This is a genomic window from Aliidiomarina celeris (assembly GCF_003316875.1).
GTDB classification, from domain to species: Bacteria; Pseudomonadota; Gammaproteobacteria; order Enterobacterales; family Alteromonadaceae; genus Aliidiomarina; species Aliidiomarina celeris.
In genome coordinates this window covers 213513-235333 of sequence record NZ_QMIL01000001.1, presented here as the reverse complement: position 1 = coordinate 235333, position 21821 = coordinate 213513, and the positions used below count along the sequence as shown (strand labels likewise).

Below are 21821 nucleotides of genomic sequence, written 5' to 3'. Positions count from 1 at the left end.
CGCTCGAGCTATGCGGTTTATTTAAATAGTGTATTCAGAACCACAGGTTTTAACTGCCATTAACGTCCGCGCCGTCGCAGTAGCATAATCACCAATAGCAACGGAATAATAATGAACCCCGCTAACACGCTCAAAACGGTATTTCTATTGGTGGCTGCGTCTCCGTAATTGCGTTCGGTTAAATTACGCAGCGCTAAACAGTTGGTCATGGCTTCAGTTTCATGTAACGAGGCGTCGAGTTGCTCTTGGCAAAACGCTTCATGATCAGTATTTGCATCGTAAATTGATGTCATTTCTTCAAGCGCCCAGCGGGTTGGAATGGCTTGCGCTATATAATAAGCCACTTTACCCTCGCTCTCGTGCATTTGTTTCAGGGTCATCATACCGCCACCGAAAATAATCATGGGTAACAGCACAATAGGAATTAACGCCAGTGCCTGAGACTGCGACTTTGAAAACGCCGACACCAATAAACCAATGCTTAAACCGGCCAAAGACGTTAGGAATATAATCCCCCCTATCCATAAAATGTCACTTTCGAAGCCGAGTTCAAAGGGAATAAGTGCATAGGTAATGCCCACCAGCAGTAAGGTTTGGAATGCACAAAGTGGCGCAAGAACGACAAACTTTGAAAATACATAAGGCAGAATTTTAATTCCGACCATGCGTTCGCGCTCAAAGATAGCCTTTTCAGCGACAATTTCCCGTACTGCATTGGTGTTGCCAAACCACACGGCAGCAATTGCCAAAACAAACATGAGGGTAAAGGCCATTCCGGGTCGCGTTGCGGTGCCCATATACGCTTCTTCAGAGAACAACAAGCTCACCATCAGCGCAATTAACGGGGCTTGTGCGAGCAGAATGGTCGTATTTACCCGATCTTTCAGTTTTACCTTAATAAAGCGCCCTGCCAATATAAACAGCTGGTGCAACGACGAGGCGGTTTTTTGTTTGCCCTTCTCTAAAGGCTTAGCCTGCCCTCTTCGCTTCTCTACGTAGTCTTGATACTCTGCGCTGGCTAAGTAGCGTTGCTTCCAATAAAGTCCCTTTTTGTTGCGATCTTTGCGCGGATCGAGTTGGGTTTCCCCTGCTGAAATTTCACCGTTATTCAACCCTATAAGCGCGTTGTCTGGTGTATTGAGCAAGGTTGGATCTTGGCTGTCTGGGTTAAAAAACTCGATAGAATTTGGATAAGTGGGTCCGTAATAGGCCAATTTGCCATAACTCAGAATAATCTGGCTGTCCATAATCCGGTAGTTGTCGAAACTCGGCTGATGAATGGTCATAATAATGGTTTTGCCTTCATCGGCGAGTTTACGCAGTAGCTCCATAACCATCTTGGTGTCTACTGCCGATAAGCCAGAAGTAGGTTCGTCGAGGAATATAATGCTTGGGTCGGCGAGCAATTCCATGGCTAAATTAACCCGCTTACGTTGCCCGCCGCTTATGCCTTTTTCGGTTTCCGGTGAACCAATTAATGTATGTTCAACACCGGCTAAGCCTAGTTTTGCCAGCGTATCCGAAATAAGTCTTTTCACTTCCGCCTTTTTCATGTCGGAAGGCAGTCTAAGTTTGGCGTAGTACTCAAGGGCTTGATATACCGTTAGTTCAGGATGCACAATATCATCTTGAGGCACATAACCAATCATGGCTTTAAACAAATTGTAATTCTTATAAACGTCCATGCCATTAATGTAACTGGAACCGCGAGTTGGCTTGTCGTAGCCATTGAGGGCTTTTAAGAAAGTGGTTTTCCCAGCTCCAGACAATCCCATTAAGCCGACAAATTCACCTGGGTTCACCGTTAAGCTAATGTCGTCTAACAGAGCAACGTCCTTTCCCACTAGCTTGGTTATGCCTTTCGCTTCAAGTGTGAGCCCGTCAAAGGTTGCTTTCTTAACTAACGAGGTAACTTGTTGCTCGTCGAACTCTAAACTAAAAGCATAAACCCCGAGCATAATTTCATCGTCTTTCGACAAAGGTACCGGCTTTTTAATTTGTACACCATTTACGTAGGTACCATTTGTGGAGCCCAAATCTTCAATAAGGTAATGGCTTCCTTTTTTGGTCAGTTTGGCGTGGCGCCATGAAACACTCGGATGCGAAACTGAAACACCGGCTGCAGGGTCGCGGCCAATAACCATAGTGTCATGCGCTACCCGTATACGCCCTATTTGCTCCAACGCTTCGGTTTTTAATAATGTTAGAACCTGATCAGCCAGTAACTTATAGCTTCCAAGGAAAATAGTTTGGCCCGCCTCAAGCTTAAAGCTCTCCATTCTATTGTTTGGCGAATTTAAATAGCTGCCATTCGTACTATTGTTGTCGCGCGCAACCCAAAGTCCTTCGTTGTTGCGTTCTATAACGAGGTGAACAGAGGAAACCACCGGTGAGTTAAGAACAATGTCGTTGGTTAGGCTTCTACCAATCGTAAATTTGTTCTTCGCTTTTGTGACCTGAGTCTGTTCAATTCCTCCGTTGCTTGGCGTCGATTTGTCAGATCGCACCACGCGTGTGGCGGCTGTAGTTTCGGAATTAGGCGAAACAAAACTTAAACGAAGATGAAAAACAACGGTGCTTTCGCCAAAAGCAAGTTGCATTCCGTCTGCTAAAAGAATGGGTGTTCGTTCTGGAATACGCTGACCGTTTAAAAAGGTACCGTTGGTTGAACCCAAGTCTTCTACTGTAGCTTGATCAGCAGTGACCACAAATTGAGCATGTGTACCTGAAACATGATTGTCGGCAATAACAATATCGTTGTTGTTTCCGCGGCCTACAGAGGTTGTGCCGATTGCTATTTCGTATTGTGTTTGGCCTGAAGCATCGTTAAGTAAAAGCACAATTACTTCCTTCTTGTTATTTTTTATGTACGTAAACGACGTACGGGCGTACTGCGCTTTATCAATTAATCAATAACTGGGCTCGAGCTTTCGTCCACTTGCCAGTTGTTTTCGGTATTTTTGTTTACATCGTTTTCTACAAAGCGACCGGCCCCACCGTCAACAACCTGAACGCCTACGGTGTTGCCATTTATTTGATTATTACGAAACTCTGGCTCGCCACCACTGGCTACAGAAATGCCAAAACCACTATGGTTGGTAATTTGATTGTCGCGAAAACGTCCTTTGCCACTGTCGAGTATGTAAATGCCTGACCGATTCGAGTCAATCACATTGGTATTGAACTCCGGATTTGAGTTACCGCGAATGGTTATAGCGACCTGGGTGTTTTCGCGCACTTGATTGTCGGTAAAGGTGCCACCTGCTCCACTTACAAATTGCACGCCGTCTTGGTTGGCTAGAATTTGGTTTTGACTAAAAATTGGAGCACCCCCGTTGCGCACCAGAACACCCACTAACGAATGACCAGTGATGGTGTTGGCTTCAAAGGTGCCCCGCCCCTGTTCAAAAATTTGTAAACCGTATTGTTCATTGTTTTCAATAGTATTGTTTACAAATTGAGGGTTGGCCGAGTAACTCACTAATACCCCAGTACTTAAGTTCTCGGCAATGTAGTTGCCGGTAAATATGCCTCGGGTATTATTCGCTAGAGCAATACCACCGCGCTCATTGAGCTCCACGCGATTATTACTAAATTCTGGCTCCCCGCGGGAGTCTATACGAATGCCATATTCGCCACTTTGATAGAAGCGGTTGTTGTTATATGCGCCTGCCGCCTGTTGGGTTACGATGAGCGCACTACTGATTTGCGAACGCAACTGCGAGTCGCTAATGCGCGGTGATGCTGTATTTTGTACCCGTACGGCTGCCCCCGCCCCTGACTCAATAACCAAGTTCTGGAGCAGTACGGAACTACTTCCTTCAATAAGCACCGCTGGCGGCGTACCAAGCATCGCTGTATTACGCAAGGTTAAGTTGCGAACCTCGCCGCCTCCGCTCACTTGCAGTGCTGAACGATCACTTGCGCTTATAATAACCTCAGCGTTAGCCGCAGCTCGCAGAACTACCGCTTTAGAAAGTTGAATCGCCTCCTCATACTCACCCGCTTCAATCTCTATCGTAGTGCCTTCACGCGCAAACTCTATAGCTGCTTGAATACTACTAAATTCACCATTCTCAGCGTTAAGGCTCACCCGTAAGCCCTGTTCCAAACCTTGGGTTTGTGCGTAGAGCTGTTCTGCTTGTTGCTGATAGCCGCAGGTGTCGCAGTTTTCAAGGTAAGCGGCATAGCTTATGGATGTATCGCTTGTTTGTGCTTGTTCCCATAGGCGGTCATCAGGCGATTGTGCTGCTAATGCGGTTTCAATATCGAGTATGCGTTGGCGTACTTCAGATTCAGCCTCGCATTGGCGACAGTCCGCCAAATAACCTTGCCAACCGGTTAATGAATTTTCGGCCAATGCCTCACTGTAGAGCTGAGCATCGGCTTCGCGCTGAGCCGTTTGCAGTTCCGCTATCGCATTTTCCGCATCGGATTTATTTTCGCAACGCAAACAACCGTTCAAGTAGCCCTGAAACGCAGCGATCGTTTGGCTCGCCTGCACTGTTTGCCAAAGCGCATTGTCGGCGGCTAATTCCGCTTGGCGGGTTTCTTCCTCACGCGCGGCTTGTTCTGCTGCCATGCGTGATTGCTCCGCTTCTTGAGCAATTCGAAGATCTTGTATGCGCATTTGTGCTTCAGTGCGCTCGGCACACAACGAACAATCGGCGAGGTAAGCCTGATACGCAGCAAGGGTATTAGACTCGCGTGCTGCTTGCCATTGTGCATTGTCCGCCTGTTCCGCAGCGCGTTGTTGGCGAGCCAAACGAGCGGCCTCTTCGGCTTCTCTTTGCTGTTTTGCGATCCGCTCAGCTTCAAGCCTTTCTGCTTCAAGCTTCTCGGCCTCAGCCTGTTCTGCAGCGAGACGCTCTGCTTCCGCTTGCTCTGCAGCAAGCCGTTCAGCCTCTATTCGTTCAGCCTCAGCTGCTTCTTGAGCTTGCAGCTCTACCTCTTGTTCGCTTTGCTGTGGTTCTGTTCGCTCTTGAGTGATTTCAAGGTCAGGCCCCGGGCTATCAGGAGACTGGCTTAAAAAATACCCGCCCGCAGCCACGGCTGTAATTGCAACAAGGCTAGCTAAAATAACGAGACCTTTTTTGCTACTGGTTTTCGCAACAGAACTTGATGGATCCGGGCTCACTGGCGACGGTTCGGAAGCTGTTGAACCACCATGAGCTTCTACTGAAGCCTTGTGAGTAGCTGAGCCTGAAGCGACAGCCGCAGACTGACTTTGCCCAAGCAGCGCGCGCTGAAACTCAAATGCGTTCTGGTAACGGTCTTTCGCCCAAACATTTAATGCAGTGTCTATTGCCTGCAAAAAATGAGGCGCATAAAGCGCTTCGTGTGCTGAGCCTGCGAGCTTCGGTTGCGGGTCGTCTTCCAGTCGGTTCGGGGCTTCTTCCGGGAGTTTTTGTGTAATGGCTTGATACAAACAGCCCGCTAGGCTGTACAGGTCAAGCGCTGGGGTAAAGTCACCTTTTGAGCGATATTGTTCCCAAGGTGCAAAGTGAGGGGTTAGCACTTGAGTTAAGGCTTTGCTTTTATTGCCGATCGCTAATCGAGCTGCGCCAAAATCAATCAATACCGGATTACCATTGTCGGTAATATAAATATTTTCCGGCTTAATATCGCGGTGCAATAAGTTGCGTTCGTGAATGTATTTTAGCCCTTCAAGAATAGGGATAAACACTTCATCAAGCTGTTGCTGACTTGGCTTTGGGTGAGCCTTAATCCATTGGTGCAAGGTAATACCCTTTAAATAAGGCATTACAAAGTAAGCGGTGCCGTTCGCTTCAAATAAGTCGCTCACTTTTACAATATTCGGATGGCTTAGCTGATTAAGCATTCGTGCTTCGTTAAAAAAGCTGGTCATGCCCCAGTTGAACAAATCTTCTTCTTGATGGCTCTTCGGCGCAACCGTACTGGTCGCGTGATCACGCAATGCACTTTCAGGCAAATACTCTTTTATAACATGCAGGGTATTGAGCAAGCCGTGTTCTGCTAGATAGGTAATACCAAAAGCGCCCGAACCGAGTTCCTCTTTAATTCGGTAGGCGTGCAATAAGGTTCCTTTTGCGAGTGCATCGATCCGGTGATGTGCTTGCTGGGTCATACTCAATACTCTTTGTTAAAGGTTCGTGTGCTTAATTACCAAGTAAATTGGTCACCACAAAAAGGCACGAAACGCAGTTTGGTCGCACCAAGCTGAATAATATCATTTGCTTTTAGTGTTTGGTCACGGCGAATCGTAACGCCGTTCAATTGTGGTAAATTACGGCTGTTGCCGCGCTCAATAAAAAACTCATTGGCATAATTGTCGTACACCACCACAGCATGCGCTTCTCGGCTTACGGTATCGTCGCTATGCTCGGCAAAGTTAAGGCACACCTCCATGTCGTCGCCGCGCCCTATTTTGTTTTCGCCTTGAATTAAACGAAAGTCTGCGCCACAGCCAGGACCTTCCACCACAACCAGCCAGCCGACCACTGGCAGGCTTTCGCTCGACGATGTTGCGTTTTCAGTACCGAAAACCACCCGTGTTTTTAACCCGTTATCGGTGGCGCTTGCAGGCGCTGGAGGTATAGGCGCTATCGGTGCCTTTAACTCATCTGAAGCCTGATCTTGAGGCTTAATACTTTCTCTCGGCACCGCAGTTTTGGGTGTGCTCACGGCTCCGGTAGCGGTCGTCTTAGGTAACGATTCTGCTAGCGTTTGAGCGCCTTGACCACCCGACTGCAGAACATGAGTGGGCGTCGCCGATGTTGGCGACTCAGAAGTAGGCGCATCTTGCACTACTCCATCTTCTTCACAAGAGGGGCAAGCATCATACAAATCGGGGTTATAAAAGTGTTTGCCGGCGCTACACATCATCATAGGCATGGTTAGGAACTCCTTAAACGCATTGCATTCATTACATCACTATTCATGGTTTGCGTCTCTAGTAAAAAAACGTGCTAAGAACCCTTTTTGTTCAACTTGTAGCAACACAGCCGAGTAGTTATCGTAATCATCACTCGCTTGCGCACGCTGCGACAGTTGCTGTTCAAAATATGAAAGTGCATTGTCAAAAGACTGCTCATGGAGCGTTTTCTCTAATTCTTTTTCGGTAATCCATTCCCAAAAGCCGTCGGTACAGAGTAAAAAAATATCGTTATTGTGAAGCTTCGTGGGCTTACTTTGTGTCACACGAAAATGATCATCCGGCTTTCCTAATGCTTGCAGCAGGCGTGAGCGATCAGCATGGCCACGAACTTGATCAGCGCTGATCTCACCGGTGTCCACCATCATTTGCGGTACACTATGGTCTTTCGTTTGCAGCCACACTTGGCCTTTTCGAATACCGTAACAACGCACGTCACCTACATGGCCCCAGACCGCTTGGTTCTTATGGAATAAAGCAACAACCAATGTGGATCGCATGGCCTCTAGCGCTGGGTTTTGCTGCTGCTTTTGGCGAATAGAGCGCTGTGCAGTGGTAAAGATCAGATCCAAACTTGCTGGCGCTAAACATGAAAAGCCGTTGCTGCAACAGGCTTCTCGAACGCCTTGAATGGCAGCCTGTGAGGCCTGCCGGCCTCCTTCATGGCCACCTAAACCGTCTGCCACAGCAAGCGCGTAACCTCCGTCTGTGGTTTCGAAGAGTCCCCAAGCGTCTTGGTTTTCTTCTCGTCCGCCCGGGTCTGAAAGTGCTAACACACGGCCAAGGTTTGATATCTGAGTCTGTAAAAAAGCACGTTGCTGTACGTTTTCATAATGCTTTGACTCATAACATATGTTTTTTGAACTCATGACAGCATGCCTTTTAACTCTTGCCAAATCTGCGGTGCAAAGCCTGCCGCAGGATTCACAGCCCAAAATAAGAGCATTAACGCAATCACTATCAACAGCAGCCACTTCCAACGTTTTTTACCGGAGCTTTTTGTTCGTGTTTTGTTTAACTCAACTTCGGTGGTCGGCCGTTGCAGCGTATCTAACACGTCCTGAGAACCTTCTACTGCTTCAATTAAAACTACCGTTGTATTGTCTTGATGCGCTTTCGCTTTTGCGACGACCGCCTGCAAAAGTGTGCTGACCTGCGCCTCTATATTGCCGAAATGGTCACCTAAAATAGCGCTAATTTCACCGTCGCTATCGTCATTTAATGTTTGCAAACCATCGCTGGCAATAAGCAACAACATGTTAGGTAACAACGTTCCGTTTTGCAGATCAAACTTGTGAATAACGTCGCCCATCACGGCGCTTGTAATGGCATGACGTTCAGGGTGAACCTTGGCTTCTTCTGCGCTCATTTCGCCACGCTGAACGGCCTCTTTAAGCTGCTCATAGTAGGCATGGTTGGCGTTAATTCGCTTCAGTTTGCCATTGTGAAACTGATAGAGCGGGCTGTCGCCAACACTAATAAAACTGAACGAGTTTGAAGGTGTATGCAAAAGAACGGCAACCACAGTGGTGCCCATTCCTTTCAGTTCTGGCTGCTGCGTGAGTACGTCTGCTATGGCTTGATTTGCATGCTGCAGGGCGCTGCGCAAAGAACGCTGCGGCTCTTCAATTTCGGGATGGCTGCGGAAATAATCGCGAAAAGCCGCACATACGGTTTTACTGGCCAGTTGCCCCGCGCGATGCCCACCCATTCCGTCGGCAACCACATATAAAATGTAACCATTGCCGAGCACAACGTTGGTGCGGTCGTCTTGCTGCTCTTCTCGGTCGCCAATAATGGCGCCGTCATAAAAGTTTGCTTGCATTTAACGGTTCCCCTGCATACCTAGCGCCGGCTAATATTGGCAGTTTGTGCGACCGCCCAATCGCGCCCAGTATTCTGGCGCACCGAATTGCCGCGGAAAGTGCCTCGGGCTCTTGGAAAGGCTGAAATTCCGTCGCCATTGTTCTCAATGCTATTATTCGTAACCCTTGGGTTTCCTTCCGAGGCCACAGCAAAACCGACCGTAGTGTTATTCTCGATCTGGTTTGCGTTGTAGTCACCCGCGCCGCGTTCATGAACGTAAATACCCACGTCGTTTTTATAGATATGGTTGCCACTAAAGCTGGGTTCGCTCTCGGTGCGCACTTCAGCACCGGCAATGGTATTGCCATAAATGCGATTATTCTCAAACGTTCCCATGCCATTGGAATAAATGAAAATACCCACTTGCTCACTTTCATAAATTTCATTATTGCTAAAACGAGGGTTGCCTTGATCGGTAACTACAATGTTCGACAGTCGCTGTTGGAAAATTTGATTGCCATTAAAGTTTCCTAATCCGCCGTCGTAAACAAACACGCCGCTGGCGTAACCTTGGAAAATAGAGTTGTTGGAGAAACTTGGGTTACCTTGCTCATAAACCGCAACGCCGGCGCGTTCGTTACCCCAAATTTTATTCTCCTCAAAGCGACCTTGCCCAGCCTGATAAACAACAATCCCCTCTTCTTTGCCGTCTCGTATTTCGTTGCCGCGTACCTGTGGGTTGGCATTATCGCGCACTGAAATACCAGCGAGCGTGTTGCTATAAATTGTGTTATTCGACACTATGGGCTCTGCTTGGCTATGAATAAAGAGACCACTTTGGTTGGCGTTAAAAATTTGATTGTCACTAATAGTAGGTGTTGAACCTTGGTCGCGTATTTCGATATTTGCCAAACCATTGCCGTAAATACGGTTATTTTCGATCCGCGCCGCGCCACCAGAAAAAATAAACAATCCGGCTTCGGCGCCACTATGAATGTCGCTATTACGAATCAGTGGTGTCGCACCGTCACTTACGGCTATAACGGCTCCAGACTCGGAGCTTGCGTCAAGGTTTTCAAGCAGCGCGCTACCTTGGTTTATATAAATCGCAAAAATTGAACCGATGCCAGCCGACTGCCGCACGGTAACATTTCGCACTTGCGCTTGGTCTGCCTGAACATGCAGTGCATATCGAGCCGAGCCACGGATAACAATTTGCTCACGCTCCCCTTTACCCACGAGTTGAATGTTTTTGTTAATTACCACCGACTCATTGTAGATACCCGGTAACACTTCCACCGTGGCTCCGTGTTCCACTCGATCAATCGCCGCTCTAATCGAGCTAAAATCCGCTCCTTCTATACCTACAGTAACTGTATCGTTTAACCGTCCGAGTAAATCGAGAGCTGCGAGTGCTGCCGCTTGATGTGTACAGGTTAGGCAGGACGTTAAATAGCTGTCGTACGCTTGCGCTGAGTCTTCTTCTTGAGCCCTGAGCCAAGCGGCTTCCTCGCGTTGCTCTTGCGCCAGAGCTGTTTCCTCTGCAATACGAGCGTCGCGAAGCGTAGCATAGCGCTCTTCAGCAACAGACTTCTGCGCGCAAAGTTCGCATTGCTGCAAATACCGGCTATAACTGGATTCCGAATTTGCGCGTACAGCCGTTGCCCAAGCGCTATCGTCTTGTTCTCTAGCTTCGCGTTGAGCAACGAGAGCGCGTAAACGTTCCCGCGCGCTATTGCGCTGTTCACAGAGCGAACAATTTTCTAAATAGGCTTGGTATTCCTGCTCACTATTCGCACTGAGCGCTTTATCCCAACGCTGCTGATCCTCCGCCCGTTGTTGCTGAGTTTCGTTAAGCTCGCTTTGTAATTGTTCCGCCTGGTCTTTTCGCGCACAAACTTGGCATTCTTCTAGATATTGAGCAACAGCGGCTAAGGTATTATCAGTTACAACGTCTTGCCATAAGGCTTCATCTTCGCGCTCTGCTGCAGCAGCTGCATTCGCTTCAGCATCACTATTGTTATCTGTGCTTGTTTGAGTGTCGACGCGTGTATTTTCATTTTCCGCATCTTCTGTCGCCTCAGCAGTTCCCACAGTAAGCTCTGCCATGTCTTGAACAGGTAAAACATCAATGTCTTCGACCGGCTCAGCATTTCTTAACGAGTGTTCCCGTGAATTACCTTTTTCACCCCCGACTTCTTGGTTTTCAGCAGACTCGGGCTCAACACCTTCAATTTCCGCAGTGTCAGAGCTTCCATTGTCTTGCCCGGAACCGCCCCACCATTGTGGGAAAAAAAAGTAACTCGCAGCGCTAACCGAACTCAGCACTAACACGAGTACGACCACAACAATAGCTTTACGACTTCCAGGGCGCGGTTCGGTACGATCAACAGGGTGAGCACGTTGTTTACCAATGTCGGGGCGAATCGTGAGTGGCGCATCGGGTACAATTCCATTCGGCGTTTCGGGAACCGCTTCCGTGCGACGCGCAGACAAAGGTGCGGCTAAAGTAGACTCGTTTGCTTCACTCGTGTTGTGCTGCCCTGCTGCCGGTTGTGCAGCCGGAGTGGGCTCTGCCATTAGCGCCAGTTGAAAATCAAAAGCAGTTTGAAAGCGGTCTTTGGCATAAACCGAGAGTGCTTTATCAACCGCGGCTAAAAATGCATGGCTGTACGTTAGTTGAAGGTCGCTACGTTCAACTAAAGGCTGCACGGGATCATTCTCTAACCGGTTTGGCGCCTCTTCTGGCATTTCACCGGTAATGGCTTGAAACATGCAGGCCGCTAAGCTGTAGAAATCTAGCGCAGGCCCGAAATCACCTTTCGAACGATACTGTTCCCATGGCGCGAAATGAGGTGTAAGCACCTGCGTGAGCGCCTTGCTTTTTTCACCAATAGCCAGCCGTGCGGCACCGAAATCAATCAATACAGGGTTGCTATTTTCGGTAATGTAAATATTTTCAGGCTTAATGTCGCGGTGCAGCAAATTACGTTGGTGAATGTATTTTAAGCCTTCGAGCAGCGGCACAAAAATGTCGACAAGTTCCGTTTGGCTCGGTTGCGGATGGGTTTTCAACCACTGATACAGCGTAACACCGTCCAAAAATGGCATAACAAAGTATGCGGTACCATTGGCCTCAAAAAGGTCGCTGACTTTAACAACATTGGGGTGGTTTAACTCGTGAACAAAACGCGCTTCTTGGAAAAAGTTGTCCAAACCCCAGCTAAAAAGCTCTTGGTCAGCGGTGCTTTTTGGGCTTACGGTGTTGCCGGTTTGGGTGCGAAGTGCCGTGTCTGGTAGGTATTCTTTAATAACGTGGCGGGTGTTTAACAGATTATGTTCAGCAAGGTAGGTAATACCGAAAGCGCCGGCCCCAAGAACCTCAATAATACGATACGAATGCAGAGTCACACCGGCTTGAAGTGCGTCTTTGCGTTGTGGTGCTGTCATAAAATGCCCTAAACCTTTATTCTATTTTTAGTAGGTTGTGAACGAGTTGGTCGTGAACATGCGCCCCCTACGGTTGTTACCGCAGAGGGCTAACAAACATTACGATTTCGGCGCATTGTTCACTGTTTTTAAAATATCGGTAATACCAGCAACCGCACCGCCAATATTTGCTAGCTCAGCAGGTATAATCATGGTGTTATTTTGCTTGGCTAAGTTACCGAACTCTTTCACATATTGTTCCGCTACGCGTAAGTTAACTGCGTCTCTGCCGCCTGGCTCATTAATAGCAATGGCGATTTTACGAAGACCCTCCGCGGTCGCCTCTGCAATCAATTCAATTTCACGTGCGCGCCCTTCCGCTTCATTAATTTGCTTCTGCTTTTCTGCTTCCGACAAATTGATCACTTCTTGTTTTTGCCCTTCAGAAACGTTGATCATGGCTTGGCGTTCACCTTCTGATTTAGCGATCGCTGCGCGCCGCTCACGTTCTGCTCTCATTTGTTGCTCGAGCGCATCTTTAATGCTGGCGGGTAACTCAATATCAGAAATTTCGTAGCGCAACACCTTAATGCCCCATGGCGCAGCAGCTTCATCGAGCGCCATAACAACTGCTTCGTTGATCATCGCCCGCTCTTCAAAGGTTTTGTCGAGATCGGTTTGGCCAATAACTGAACGCATTGTGGTTTGCGCTAATTGCGAGGCTGCATAGCGATAGTCGTTAATACCATAGCTGGCACGATGAGCGTCGATCACTTGAATGTAAAGTACGCCGTTGATACCCACTTGAATGTTGTCTTTGGTTACGCAAGCTTGCCGCTCAACGTCAATTACTTCTTCTTTAAGGGTATGAATGTAGGCAACTTTATCAATAAATGGAATGAGTATATGAAAACCCGAGTCAAGTGTGCGCGAATACTTGCCTAGTCGTTCAATAACGTAGTTGCTTCGTTGCGGCACAATTCGAGCCGTTTTAAAAATTACAATAATTACGGCAATAGCAAAACCAATCGACAGAATGCCGCCCATACCTACTTCATTCATAACATTTTCCTTTTATTTGTACTTTTAAAGTAATACAAAATCACTTTTCTGCGAACTCTTTTTTCGTTGGGCTAACGCTGAGCTTAATTCCATCGTTTTTGGTTACCCAGGCTACGTCACCCTTCTGTAACTCTGCGTTCGACTCGGCGTCCCATTGCACGCCATTTAATACAACGCGGCCCGCACCATTTTTAAAGTCAGAACTTACCGTAACTCGCTCACCTAAATCTTGTTGGAAGCGCAGCTGCTGATTGTTTTCGTCGTTGGTGTAACCGACGAACCAATTTTTCATTCTGCGCCGGGCTAATACGAGGCTCGCCAAGCTCACTACACCAAATACTAAATACTGCGCCGTTACCGACTCAATCACATTGAACTGTAGCAAAATCCCCGTCACCAGCGCGCCAACACCAATAAAAACGGCCACAATACTCGTCGCTAAAAGTTCGGAAAGAATAAGTAAAATCCCAACCACAATCCAAATTAGTGCAGTGCTCATAAAGACTTCCCCTAATGTTCTACGCTGTTTTTATTACCAGTCAGTTTAAGAAAATAACGAGAAACTGCCGTCTAGATAACTTCGGCTCCGTTTCATGTCGGTCACCATAAGCGTGCTTTCTGCGGCATTCACTAAACACAATACCGAGGTAGGCAAAACCACGGGCTTACGAAACCCAATGTCGAGCATTTTTACCGGCTTCCCATAGTTTTCTTCGATACTTGCCTGCGCCCGCGCAACCGAGTACATGCCATGAATAATTGGCCGATTAAAACCAAACCAACGCGACAGCCAAGGGTGCAAATGAATCGGGTTATAGTCGCCAGAAAGCTTTGCATAGTGTCGCCCTAAATCACTTTCCAATAACCAATCGCTCACCCGTTCGTAGCCATCGGTAGACAAATCCGTGCTACGCGATGATTTTCGTGATGGAGACTTTTTCCCCCCGCCAACTTGGTAAGCGCTACTGCATTGAACAACACGAGTGTCGCCTTGATAAAAGTTAACCCAGTACATTGGCCGCACCCTTTTTCGTGTTGCCGCGCGCGGAGGGAATTCTATTTGCACATCGAGTATAAAGGGCTGTGTTAAATCGGGTTCAGCGAAACACTCCATACGATTCGCAACATGAACCATGCCCAATAAGGGCCAAGGAAAGCGGTCATCAAGCATAAGCGCTAAATGGGCTCGCTGTGCTAACAGGTAGAAATAGGTTAATGGAACCTTGCTTTGCATGCCCGGAAACTGTCTGTGATAGGCGTCGAGATGGCTTTTCGAAATAGCCGAACAGCTATATTGTGCGGTTAACGCATTGAGTTCTTCGGCAACTTTTCCGCGACGAACCATTGTAGGAACTGCTTTTAATAGCATTAAGGGTAATTGCGGCAATGGGGTAGCCCCTGCCTTAAACGAATTCCCTTTTTGCGAGTTCGGCTTCACCTGCGCCTGTTCAGACATTACAACTCACTCCATTTACTTCTCTTGCAGCTGCTTTTTACAACTGATTTTTACAGCCTAAGTGTTCAAACTCAGCTGACCAAAACAGGACCGCTTAAATTTAACAGTCTAATAACGAAGCTTAACAAAAATCAGTGCCTGCGCGTAGTGCTTTTTATCTGCTCAGATGTGCTCCGCCCGTTCGCTGTCAATCGCTACTGTTTGCGCATAGGCAACGCGGCAAAAGAAACCGACAGAGTTTGCTGAGCAGCGCCCTCTTGCGCAGATTCCGCAAGCGTTAAGGTTAAACGCCAAATCATAGGTTCGGTTACACATGCGCCAAGTCGTAGTGGTGACAACCAAAATACTCGTTCGCTTTCCACCACCTGCCTAGATTTGCTCTCTTGACGCATAAAACGCAAAGGTATACGCCCCATATACATACTCTCGCCACTCAACTCAGCACTCACTACCTGCCATTGCGAGGGCAACTGAAGTCCAAGCGTTAACATCACTTCTTCTGGCATTCGAGGTTGCGAAGCATGCAATGTAAAGCTACTGTCAAAGAGTGAAACTGCACAATCTTGGGTAACCGCTTCGGAAAATGGCATGTCGAGTGGGCAAAAAGGGCTATCCACTGGGTGATTAGAAACAGACCTTTCACTGGGTGAACAAGCGAGCAATCCAATCATTACCGCCATTCCGATTAAAATTCGTACAACATTGTTCATGAAACAACCAACTTCGGAGCGATTTTGTTCATATTTCTTAACATAATAGTCAAAGGATTGATCCGCGTCATAAAAATTGTCGGCAGTGGCTGCAATCTTAACGCAAATTACGTACAATCAACCCAAACATAAGATCACCCAAGGTTCGGGTGGTTATTTATTTTGTTCTGCAACCTCAAGCGGATGATATGTGATGAGTCAAACCAGTTCTCAACCTATCGATTACAACATGAAGGTAGTAAAGCAATTTACTATCATGACCATTATCTGGGGGATTATCGGCATGTCCGTCGGCGTATTAATCGCCGCCCAGCTCGTATGGCCAGCCCTTAACTTCGACACGCCGTGGCTCACCTATTCACGGTTACGCCCATTGCACACCAACGCGGTTATTTTCGCGTTTGGTACCAGTGCATTGTTCGCAACGGCGTACTACATCGTACAACGTACCTGTCAAACGCGATTATTCTCAGATAAGCTCGCTGCCTTTACCTTCTGGGGTTGGCAAGCCGTAATTGTTTCTGCGGTAATCACACTCCCGATGGGTTTCACCACCACCAAGGAATATGCTGAGCTTGAATGGCCCATTTCTATTCTTATCGCTGTGGTGTGGATAGCGTTTGTTATTGTGTTCTTCGGTACCTTAGCAATTCGCCGGACCTCACACATTTATGTAGCGAACTGGTTCTACGGCGGGTTCATTATCGCTGTTGCAATGCTCCATATTGGTAACAACCTTGCTTTACCGGTTTCCTTTATGAAGTCGTACTCTATTTATCCGGGTGCGATCGACGCCATGATGCAGTGGTGGTATGGGCATAACGCTGTAGGTTTCCTTCTTACCGCAGGTTTCCTCGGTATGATGTACTACTTCGTACCGAAGCAAGCTGAGCGCCCAGTGTATTCTTATCGTTTGTCCATCGTGCACTTCTGGGCACTTATCTCTATTTATATTTGGGCAGGCCCGCACCACCTTCACTACACCGCGTTGCCAGACTGGGCGCAAAACGTAGGTATGGTCATGTCGGTGATCTTGTTCGTACCGTCTTGGGGCGGCATGATCAACGGTATTATGACCCTGTCGGGTGCGTGGCATAAACTCCGTACCGACCCGATATTGCGCTTCCTCATCGTTTCTCTGTCGTTCTACGGCATGTCAACTTTCGAAGGCCCAATGATGGCAATTAAATCGGTGAACGCGTTATCGCACTACACCGACTGGACCATTGGCCACGTGCATTCAGGTGCACTCGGTTGGGTTGCGATGATTAGTATCGGTGCGATGTATCACTTAGTTCCTGTACTTTTCGAACGTGAGCGTATGTATAGCATTAAGTTAATCAACACCCATTTCTGGTTACATACCATTGGCGTAGTGCTTTATATCGTAGCGATGTGGATTTCTGGTGTTACTCAAGGTCTGATGTGGCGTGCGGTGAACCAAGACGGAACGCTTACGTACAGCTTTATTGAAAGTATTCAAGCGTCTTATCCGTTCTACTTTGTGCGCTTCGTTGGCGGTCTCTTTATCGTTGCCGGTATGTTGCTGATGGCTTACAACGTTTACAAAACAATTCGCAGCGAAAAACTTCGTGAAAACGAAGGTAAGTTCGCGCCACAAACTGCCTAAGGAGTCACTGAATCATGAGTAAAAATAAACATGAATTAGTAGAAAAGCACGTGGGTTGGTTTGCGGTGCTTGCGCTCATCGCAATCTCAATCGGTGGTCTCGTAGAGATCACCCCCCTACTTTTCCAAAAACAAGTGAATGAGCCCGTTAAACACTTGCGCCCATACACTGCCTTAGAACTTGAAGGCCGCGACATTTATATTCGCGAAGGTTGTGTAGGTTGTCATAGCCAAATGATTCGTCCTTTCCGTCATGAAACAGAGCGTTATGGTCATTACTCGGTTGCCGGTGAGTCGGTTTGGGAATTCCCATTCCTGTGGGGCTCTAAGCGTACCGGCCCAGACTTAGCTCGTGTGGGTGGTCGTTATTCGGACGAGTGGCACTATGTACACCTAATGGACCCTCGCGCTGTTGTTCCTGAGTCGAATATGCCGGGTTTCCCTTGGTTAGCAGAGCGTACCCTCGATGGCCGCTTAACCGAGCGCAAAATGAGAGCGTTCCAAACCTTGGGCGTACCTTACTCAGATGAAGACATTGAAGGTGCGGCGCAAGAAGTGATTGGTAAAACGGAAATGGAAGCCTTGATTGCATACTTGCAGTCACTTGGCACCCATTTACGGTAGGAGTGGATTATGGGTGGTCCCGGATTCCATGCTTGGTACACGGTAGTCGTTTTCGGAATTATAATTTTAGTAATTCTTTGGGCTTACCGGCCAAAAAATAAAGATCGGTTCGACAGCATTGCTAAGTCTGTCGTTGAAGATGATAAATCGGACTCGCGCTCAACCAAGGAGCACGGTCAAAAACAGGAGTCAAAAAACAATGAGTAGCTTCTGGAGTGCTTGGATTATTGTTTTAACCCTCGGCACCTTAATTGCGCTGATGATCTTGCTACGTTGGAATATGAAAAATTTCACCGACGTAGAAGAAGGCGAGTCGATGGGCCATAGTTTTGATGGCATTGAAGAACTCAATAATCCCCTACCGAAATGGTGGACTATTTTGTTTTGGTTGTGCTTCATTTGGGGCTTCTTTTACTTGGCACTTTACCCAGGTTTAGGAAACTTCAAAGGCTTGATTGGTTGGCAGAGTTCTAACCAAGACGTACGCTCGCTCGAAGAATCGCGCTTAGCGGTTGAGCAAGCACGCGAACAAGGTTTAAATGTGCGCTACGACCGCGAGCGCCGCCGTGCAGAAGAAGTATACGGGCCAATCTTCCAACAGTATGCGCAAATGAGCATTACCGAAATTTCGCAAACGCCGGAAGCATTGCAAATTGGTCAGCGCTTGTTTTTGCAGAACTGTGCGCAGTGTCATGGCTCCGACGCACGAGGCTCACGTGGCTTCCCTAACCTCACCGACGGTATTTTTAGTTGGGGTGGTGAACCAGAACACATCTATGCAACGTTAATGACTGGCCGCAACGCACAAATGCCTGCACAACTCGACGCCCTTGGTGAACAAGGTATCGAAGAAGTGACTGAATATGTGTTAAGCCTGAGTGGCCGTGCCGTTGATCGCGACTTAGCTCGCGCTGGTGAACAGAAGTTCGCTGTTTGTGCCGCCTGCCACGGTCAAGACGGTAAAGGTAATATCGCCCTTGGCGCACCTAATTTGACAGACTCAGCTTGGCTTTACGGCGGCTCGCGTAACGCTATTGCCGAAACGCTTCGTTACGGCCGTAACGGTGTAATGCCAAAATGGGACGAAATTCTAGGCGAAGACAAAGTGAAAATTTTGTCGGGTTACGTTTTAAGCTTAAGCCCAGAATCGTAACGCCCTAAACGTTGTTCGAAAGGTACATGGAAGCCCCTTTTACAGGGGCTTTCTTTTAAAGATTTTCAATGAGGTAAGCGATGACAGCAGTCAATCAATCGAACATAAATACCGGCCCTTGGTACAAGCACTTCTGGCCTTGGTATATTGTGTTTATGCTCAGTGCCGTTATTATTGCTTGTATTGTTACCGTTATACTCATTATCCGTAACCCGGCCCCTATGGTGGTCGACGACTACTATAACGAAGGTCGCGCCATTAACCTCGAACTCAACCGGGAAGCACGAGCGTTAGAGCTGGGCATCACTGTTGCTGTAACCTTCAATGGTGACCGTGTCGATATTCGTTTTGCCAGTGGCGATTTGACTGACCGTAGCGCGCTTCGCTTGCATTTCTACCACCCTACGCTCGACCATCGCGACTTTGAGCTCATGGTACCGCATGTAAACGACGGCCTGTACCGTGCCACACTACCTGAAGCAATAACCGGCAATTGGCGTATTGACGTTGAGCCATTTCACCGCGAATGGCGCGTTAGCGACACTGTGCGTTTACCTGCACGTACTCAGATTATTATTGAGCCTGAAGACTACGGAATTTAATTGTGAGCAACACAGCAGCGCAAAGCGCTTGCTTTCACTGTCACCAACCCATTCCCCGCGGAGTGGAGCTGAGTGTTGAAATAAACGATGAAGCGCAGCCCATGTGCTGTTACGGTTGCCAAGCGGTAGCGCAAACGATTGTCGACCAAGGGCTCACTCATTTTTATAAATTCCGCACCCTCGACGCGAACGCCGAACTTCCGCTTTTACCCGAGGAGCTCTCGGCCCTTGACCAACAGTGGCAAGACTACGACGACCCGCAAATTCAGCAAGAATTTGTGCGTGCTAACAATGGCCATAACGAGGCGACTTTAGCCATTGAAGGCATGACCTGTGCTGCCTGCGCTTGGCTAATTGAACGGCAACTCTTGCAATTAAAGGGGCTAGAAAAAGTTGTAGTGAATGCTGCAAATGAACGTGTAAACGTACAATGGCAAGCCGATACCCTCTCGTTAAGTTCCGTTATTCGGGCTATTCACAAAGTGGGCTACAAAGCGCTTCCCTTTCAGCACGCCGACTTAGAAGAGCGTTACGAAAAGCAACGCAAAAGCTATATTCGCCGGCTTGGTGTTGCAGGCATTGCCTCTATGCAAACCATGATGGTGGCTTTTGGGCTTTATTACGAAGACATTGACGAAGCGCATCGGCTCTACTTTTGGTGGGTGAGTTTGCTTTTTAGTGCGCCGGTATTTGTATACAGTTGCGAGCCCTTTTTCCGCAATGCGCTAAGAGCTTTAAAAGCCAGAACGCTGAATATGGACGTGCCGGTGAGCCTAGCCATTATATTTGCGTTTTTCGCTAGCCTCTATGCCACCATTTACGACACCGGTGAAGTGTATTATGAATGTGTCACCATGTTTGCCTTCTTTCTCTTGTCTGGGCGCTATTTAGAGCTACTCGCTCGGCAAAAAGCCATGACAAACGCCGCCAATTTAATGAAGCTGATCCCTGCCATTGCAGAACGAGAAACTGAGCAAGGCTTTGAAAAAGTAATGGTGAAAAACCTACAGCCGGGCGATCGCATTCATGTGCGGCCGGGAGAGGTGGTTCCTGTCGACGGTGTGCTCGACTCGGAGCGCGCTTGGCTGAATGAAGCACAACTTACCGGCGAAAGTCGTCCTGTGGTGAAAGCCAAGCAACAAGACGTGTATGCCGGCAGCATTAATCAAGAACACCCGATCGTAATCGACGTAACGCATACACAACAAAATACGCTGCTTGCCGGTATTATTCACTTGCAAGATCATGCGCTTGGCCAAAAGCCGCGTATTGTTCAGTTTGCCGACTCGGTTAGTAAGTATTTTGTACTTGGCACTCTTTTAATTGCTTCTGCTACTTATATCGGCTGGTATTTTGTTGATCCTGATCGCGCCTTTTGGATTGTATTAGCTGTTCTAGTGGCAACCTGCCCTTGTGCGCTCTCGTTAGCGGCACCCACCGCAATGAGTGGCGCAGTGAGCAGGCTCAATCGCGCAGGCATACTGCTCAAGCAAGCCAATGTGCTGGAAGCCATGCCCACAATTGACACTGTGTGTTTCGACAAAACCGGTACGCTTACGCAAGGTCATTTTAGTATTCTTGAGCATTGGCACCACGACCCCAAACAACAAGCTGCGAATGAAGTTATTGCGGCTTCCTTTGAACAGCGTTCTGAACACCCAATTGCTAAGCCATTTCGTGAGCTTGCTGCCACTACTGCTATTACCAACCTAAGCAATACTGCAGGCGCGGGTTTAGAAGGCGAAATAAACGGCAAAACATGGCGGCTAGGCAGCCTCGCTTTCATTCAGCAGTGGCACCCTCACCGCTCTGTACCGCTCGCCGAAGCGAATGTAGTACTCGCCGACGAACACGAGATTGTGGCGGCTTGGCGCGTTGACGACGCTATCCGCAGCGACGCAAAACAGGTTATCGATTGGCTGCACAAACGTGGAATTCGCACGCTCATGCTCAGTGGCGACAGTAATGTACGAGCGCAGCACGTTGCAACCAAACTTGGTATTCAGCAGGTACACGCGCAATTGTCTCCCGCCGACAAACTGAATATTCTCAAATCATTACAAGACAAGAATCAGGTACTGATGGTGGGCGACGGCATTAATGACGCCCCAGTTCTGGCGCAAGCAAATGCGTCGGTAACCTTTGCCTCTGGTTCTGATTTAGCCCAAGCAGGCTCAGACGCGGTGATTTTGAGTGGGCAACTGAAAGGCCTGCAATACCTCTTTACTACCGCACATAAAGCACGGGCCATTATTCGGCAAAACTTCACTTGGGCATTAGGTTACAATGGCGTAATTCTGCCACTAGCGGTATTCGGTTTTATTGGACCGCTTTGGGCGATGTTAGGTATGTCAATGAGTTCAGTGATTGTAATGACCAATTCGTTACGGCTTATGCGCACTATTGACAGTCGATCGTTTGATCAGGAGTAGCA

The 21821-nt window shown here is 48.0% G+C and carries 16 protein-coding genes; 6 read left to right on the top strand and 10 right to left on the bottom strand.

Going from position 1 to position 21821, the window contains the following annotated elements:
- Positions 1–59: 59 nt before the first annotated feature.
- The 10 genes from DQW12_RS01090 to DQW12_RS01045 all read right to left on the bottom strand — a co-directional run bounded on the left by DQW12_RS01090 (position 60) and on the right by DQW12_RS01045 (position 15379).
- Positions 60–2840: an FHA domain-containing protein gene (locus tag DQW12_RS01090; RefSeq protein WP_113905868.1), complete on the bottom strand. Its 2781-nt coding sequence runs from the start codon at positions 2838–2840 to the stop codon at positions 60–62.
- A gap of 65 nt (positions 2841–2905) precedes the next feature.
- On the bottom strand, positions 2906–6109 hold the full coding sequence (locus DQW12_RS01085) for a right-handed parallel beta-helix repeat-containing protein (RefSeq protein WP_113905867.1): 3204 nt from the start codon (positions 6107–6109) through the stop codon (positions 2906–2908).
- Positions 6110–6144: 35 nt separating this feature from the next.
- Positions 6145–6876: an FHA domain-containing protein gene (locus DQW12_RS01080; RefSeq protein WP_113905866.1), complete on the bottom strand. Its 732-nt coding sequence runs from the start codon at positions 6874–6876 to the stop codon at positions 6145–6147.
- A gap of 39 nt (positions 6877–6915) precedes the next feature.
- Positions 6916–7785 carry a PP2C family protein-serine/threonine phosphatase gene (locus DQW12_RS01075; RefSeq protein ID WP_113905865.1) on the bottom strand — a complete coding sequence of 290 codons (870 nt, stop codon included), beginning with the start codon at positions 7783–7785 and terminating at the stop codon, positions 6916–6918.
- A complete protein-coding gene (locus tag DQW12_RS01070; protein ID WP_113905864.1) occupies positions 7782–8741 on the bottom strand; it encodes a PP2C family protein-serine/threonine phosphatase in 960 nt (319 codons plus the stop codon). Before DQW12_RS01070 ends, DQW12_RS01075 begins: the two co-directional genes overlap by 4 nt.
- Before the next feature lie 20 nt (positions 8742–8761).
- Positions 8762–12172, bottom strand: a complete 3411-nt coding sequence (locus DQW12_RS13430; protein WP_157957811.1) for a right-handed parallel beta-helix repeat-containing protein — start codon at positions 12170–12172, stop codon at positions 8762–8764.
- 99 nt (positions 12173–12271) lie between these two features.
- A complete protein-coding gene (locus DQW12_RS01060; RefSeq protein ID WP_113905863.1) occupies positions 12272–13213 on the bottom strand; it encodes an SPFH domain-containing protein in 942 nt (313 codons plus the stop codon).
- A gap of 40 nt (positions 13214–13253) precedes the next feature.
- Positions 13254–13712, bottom strand: coding sequence for an NfeD family protein (locus DQW12_RS01055; RefSeq protein WP_113905862.1), 459 nt, complete (start codon positions 13710–13712; stop codon positions 13254–13256).
- 45 nt (positions 13713–13757) lie between these two features.
- Positions 13758–14669, bottom strand: a complete 912-nt coding sequence (locus tag DQW12_RS01050; protein WP_113905861.1) for a MaoC/PaaZ C-terminal domain-containing protein — start codon at positions 14667–14669, stop codon at positions 13758–13760.
- 194 nt (positions 14670–14863) lie between these two features.
- A complete protein-coding gene (locus tag DQW12_RS01045) occupies positions 14864–15379 on the bottom strand; it encodes a hypothetical protein (protein ID WP_157957810.1) in 516 nt (171 codons plus the stop codon).
- Between the two features lie 193 nt (positions 15380–15572).
- On the opposite strand from DQW12_RS01045, the gene ccoN reads away from it, so the two are divergent.
- The 6 genes from ccoN (at position 15573) to DQW12_RS01015 (ending at position 21819) form a co-directional block, all read left to right on the top strand.
- Positions 15573–17009: a cytochrome-c oxidase, cbb3-type subunit I gene (gene ccoN / locus DQW12_RS01040; RefSeq protein ID WP_113905859.1), complete on the top strand. Its 1437-nt coding sequence runs from the start codon at positions 15573–15575 to the stop codon at positions 17007–17009.
- A gap of 14 nt (positions 17010–17023) precedes the next feature.
- Positions 17024–17632 carry a cytochrome-c oxidase, cbb3-type subunit II gene (ccoO, locus tag DQW12_RS01035; RefSeq protein WP_113905858.1) on the top strand — a complete coding sequence of 203 codons (609 nt, stop codon included), beginning with the start codon at positions 17024–17026 and terminating at the stop codon, positions 17630–17632.
- 9 nt (positions 17633–17641) lie between these two features.
- Positions 17642–17839: a cbb3-type cytochrome oxidase subunit 3 gene (locus DQW12_RS13750; RefSeq protein WP_113905857.1), complete on the top strand. Its 198-nt coding sequence runs from the start codon at positions 17642–17644 to the stop codon at positions 17837–17839.
- Positions 17832–18785: a cytochrome-c oxidase, cbb3-type subunit III gene (ccoP, locus tag DQW12_RS01025; RefSeq protein ID WP_113905856.1), complete on the top strand. Its 954-nt coding sequence runs from the start codon at positions 17832–17834 to the stop codon at positions 18783–18785. The genes DQW12_RS13750 and ccoP overlap by 8 nt, the downstream gene beginning before the upstream one ends.
- Positions 18786–18865: 80 nt before the next feature.
- Positions 18866–19387 (top strand): FixH family protein, encoded by a 522-nt coding sequence (locus DQW12_RS01020; RefSeq protein WP_113905855.1) that lies wholly within the window; start codon positions 18866–18868, stop codon positions 19385–19387.
- Between the two features lie 2 nt (positions 19388–19389).
- Positions 19390–21819, top strand: coding sequence for a heavy metal translocating P-type ATPase (locus DQW12_RS01015; protein ID WP_232819855.1), 2430 nt, complete (start codon positions 19390–19392; stop codon positions 21817–21819).
- Positions 21820–21821: the final 2 nt, after the last annotated feature.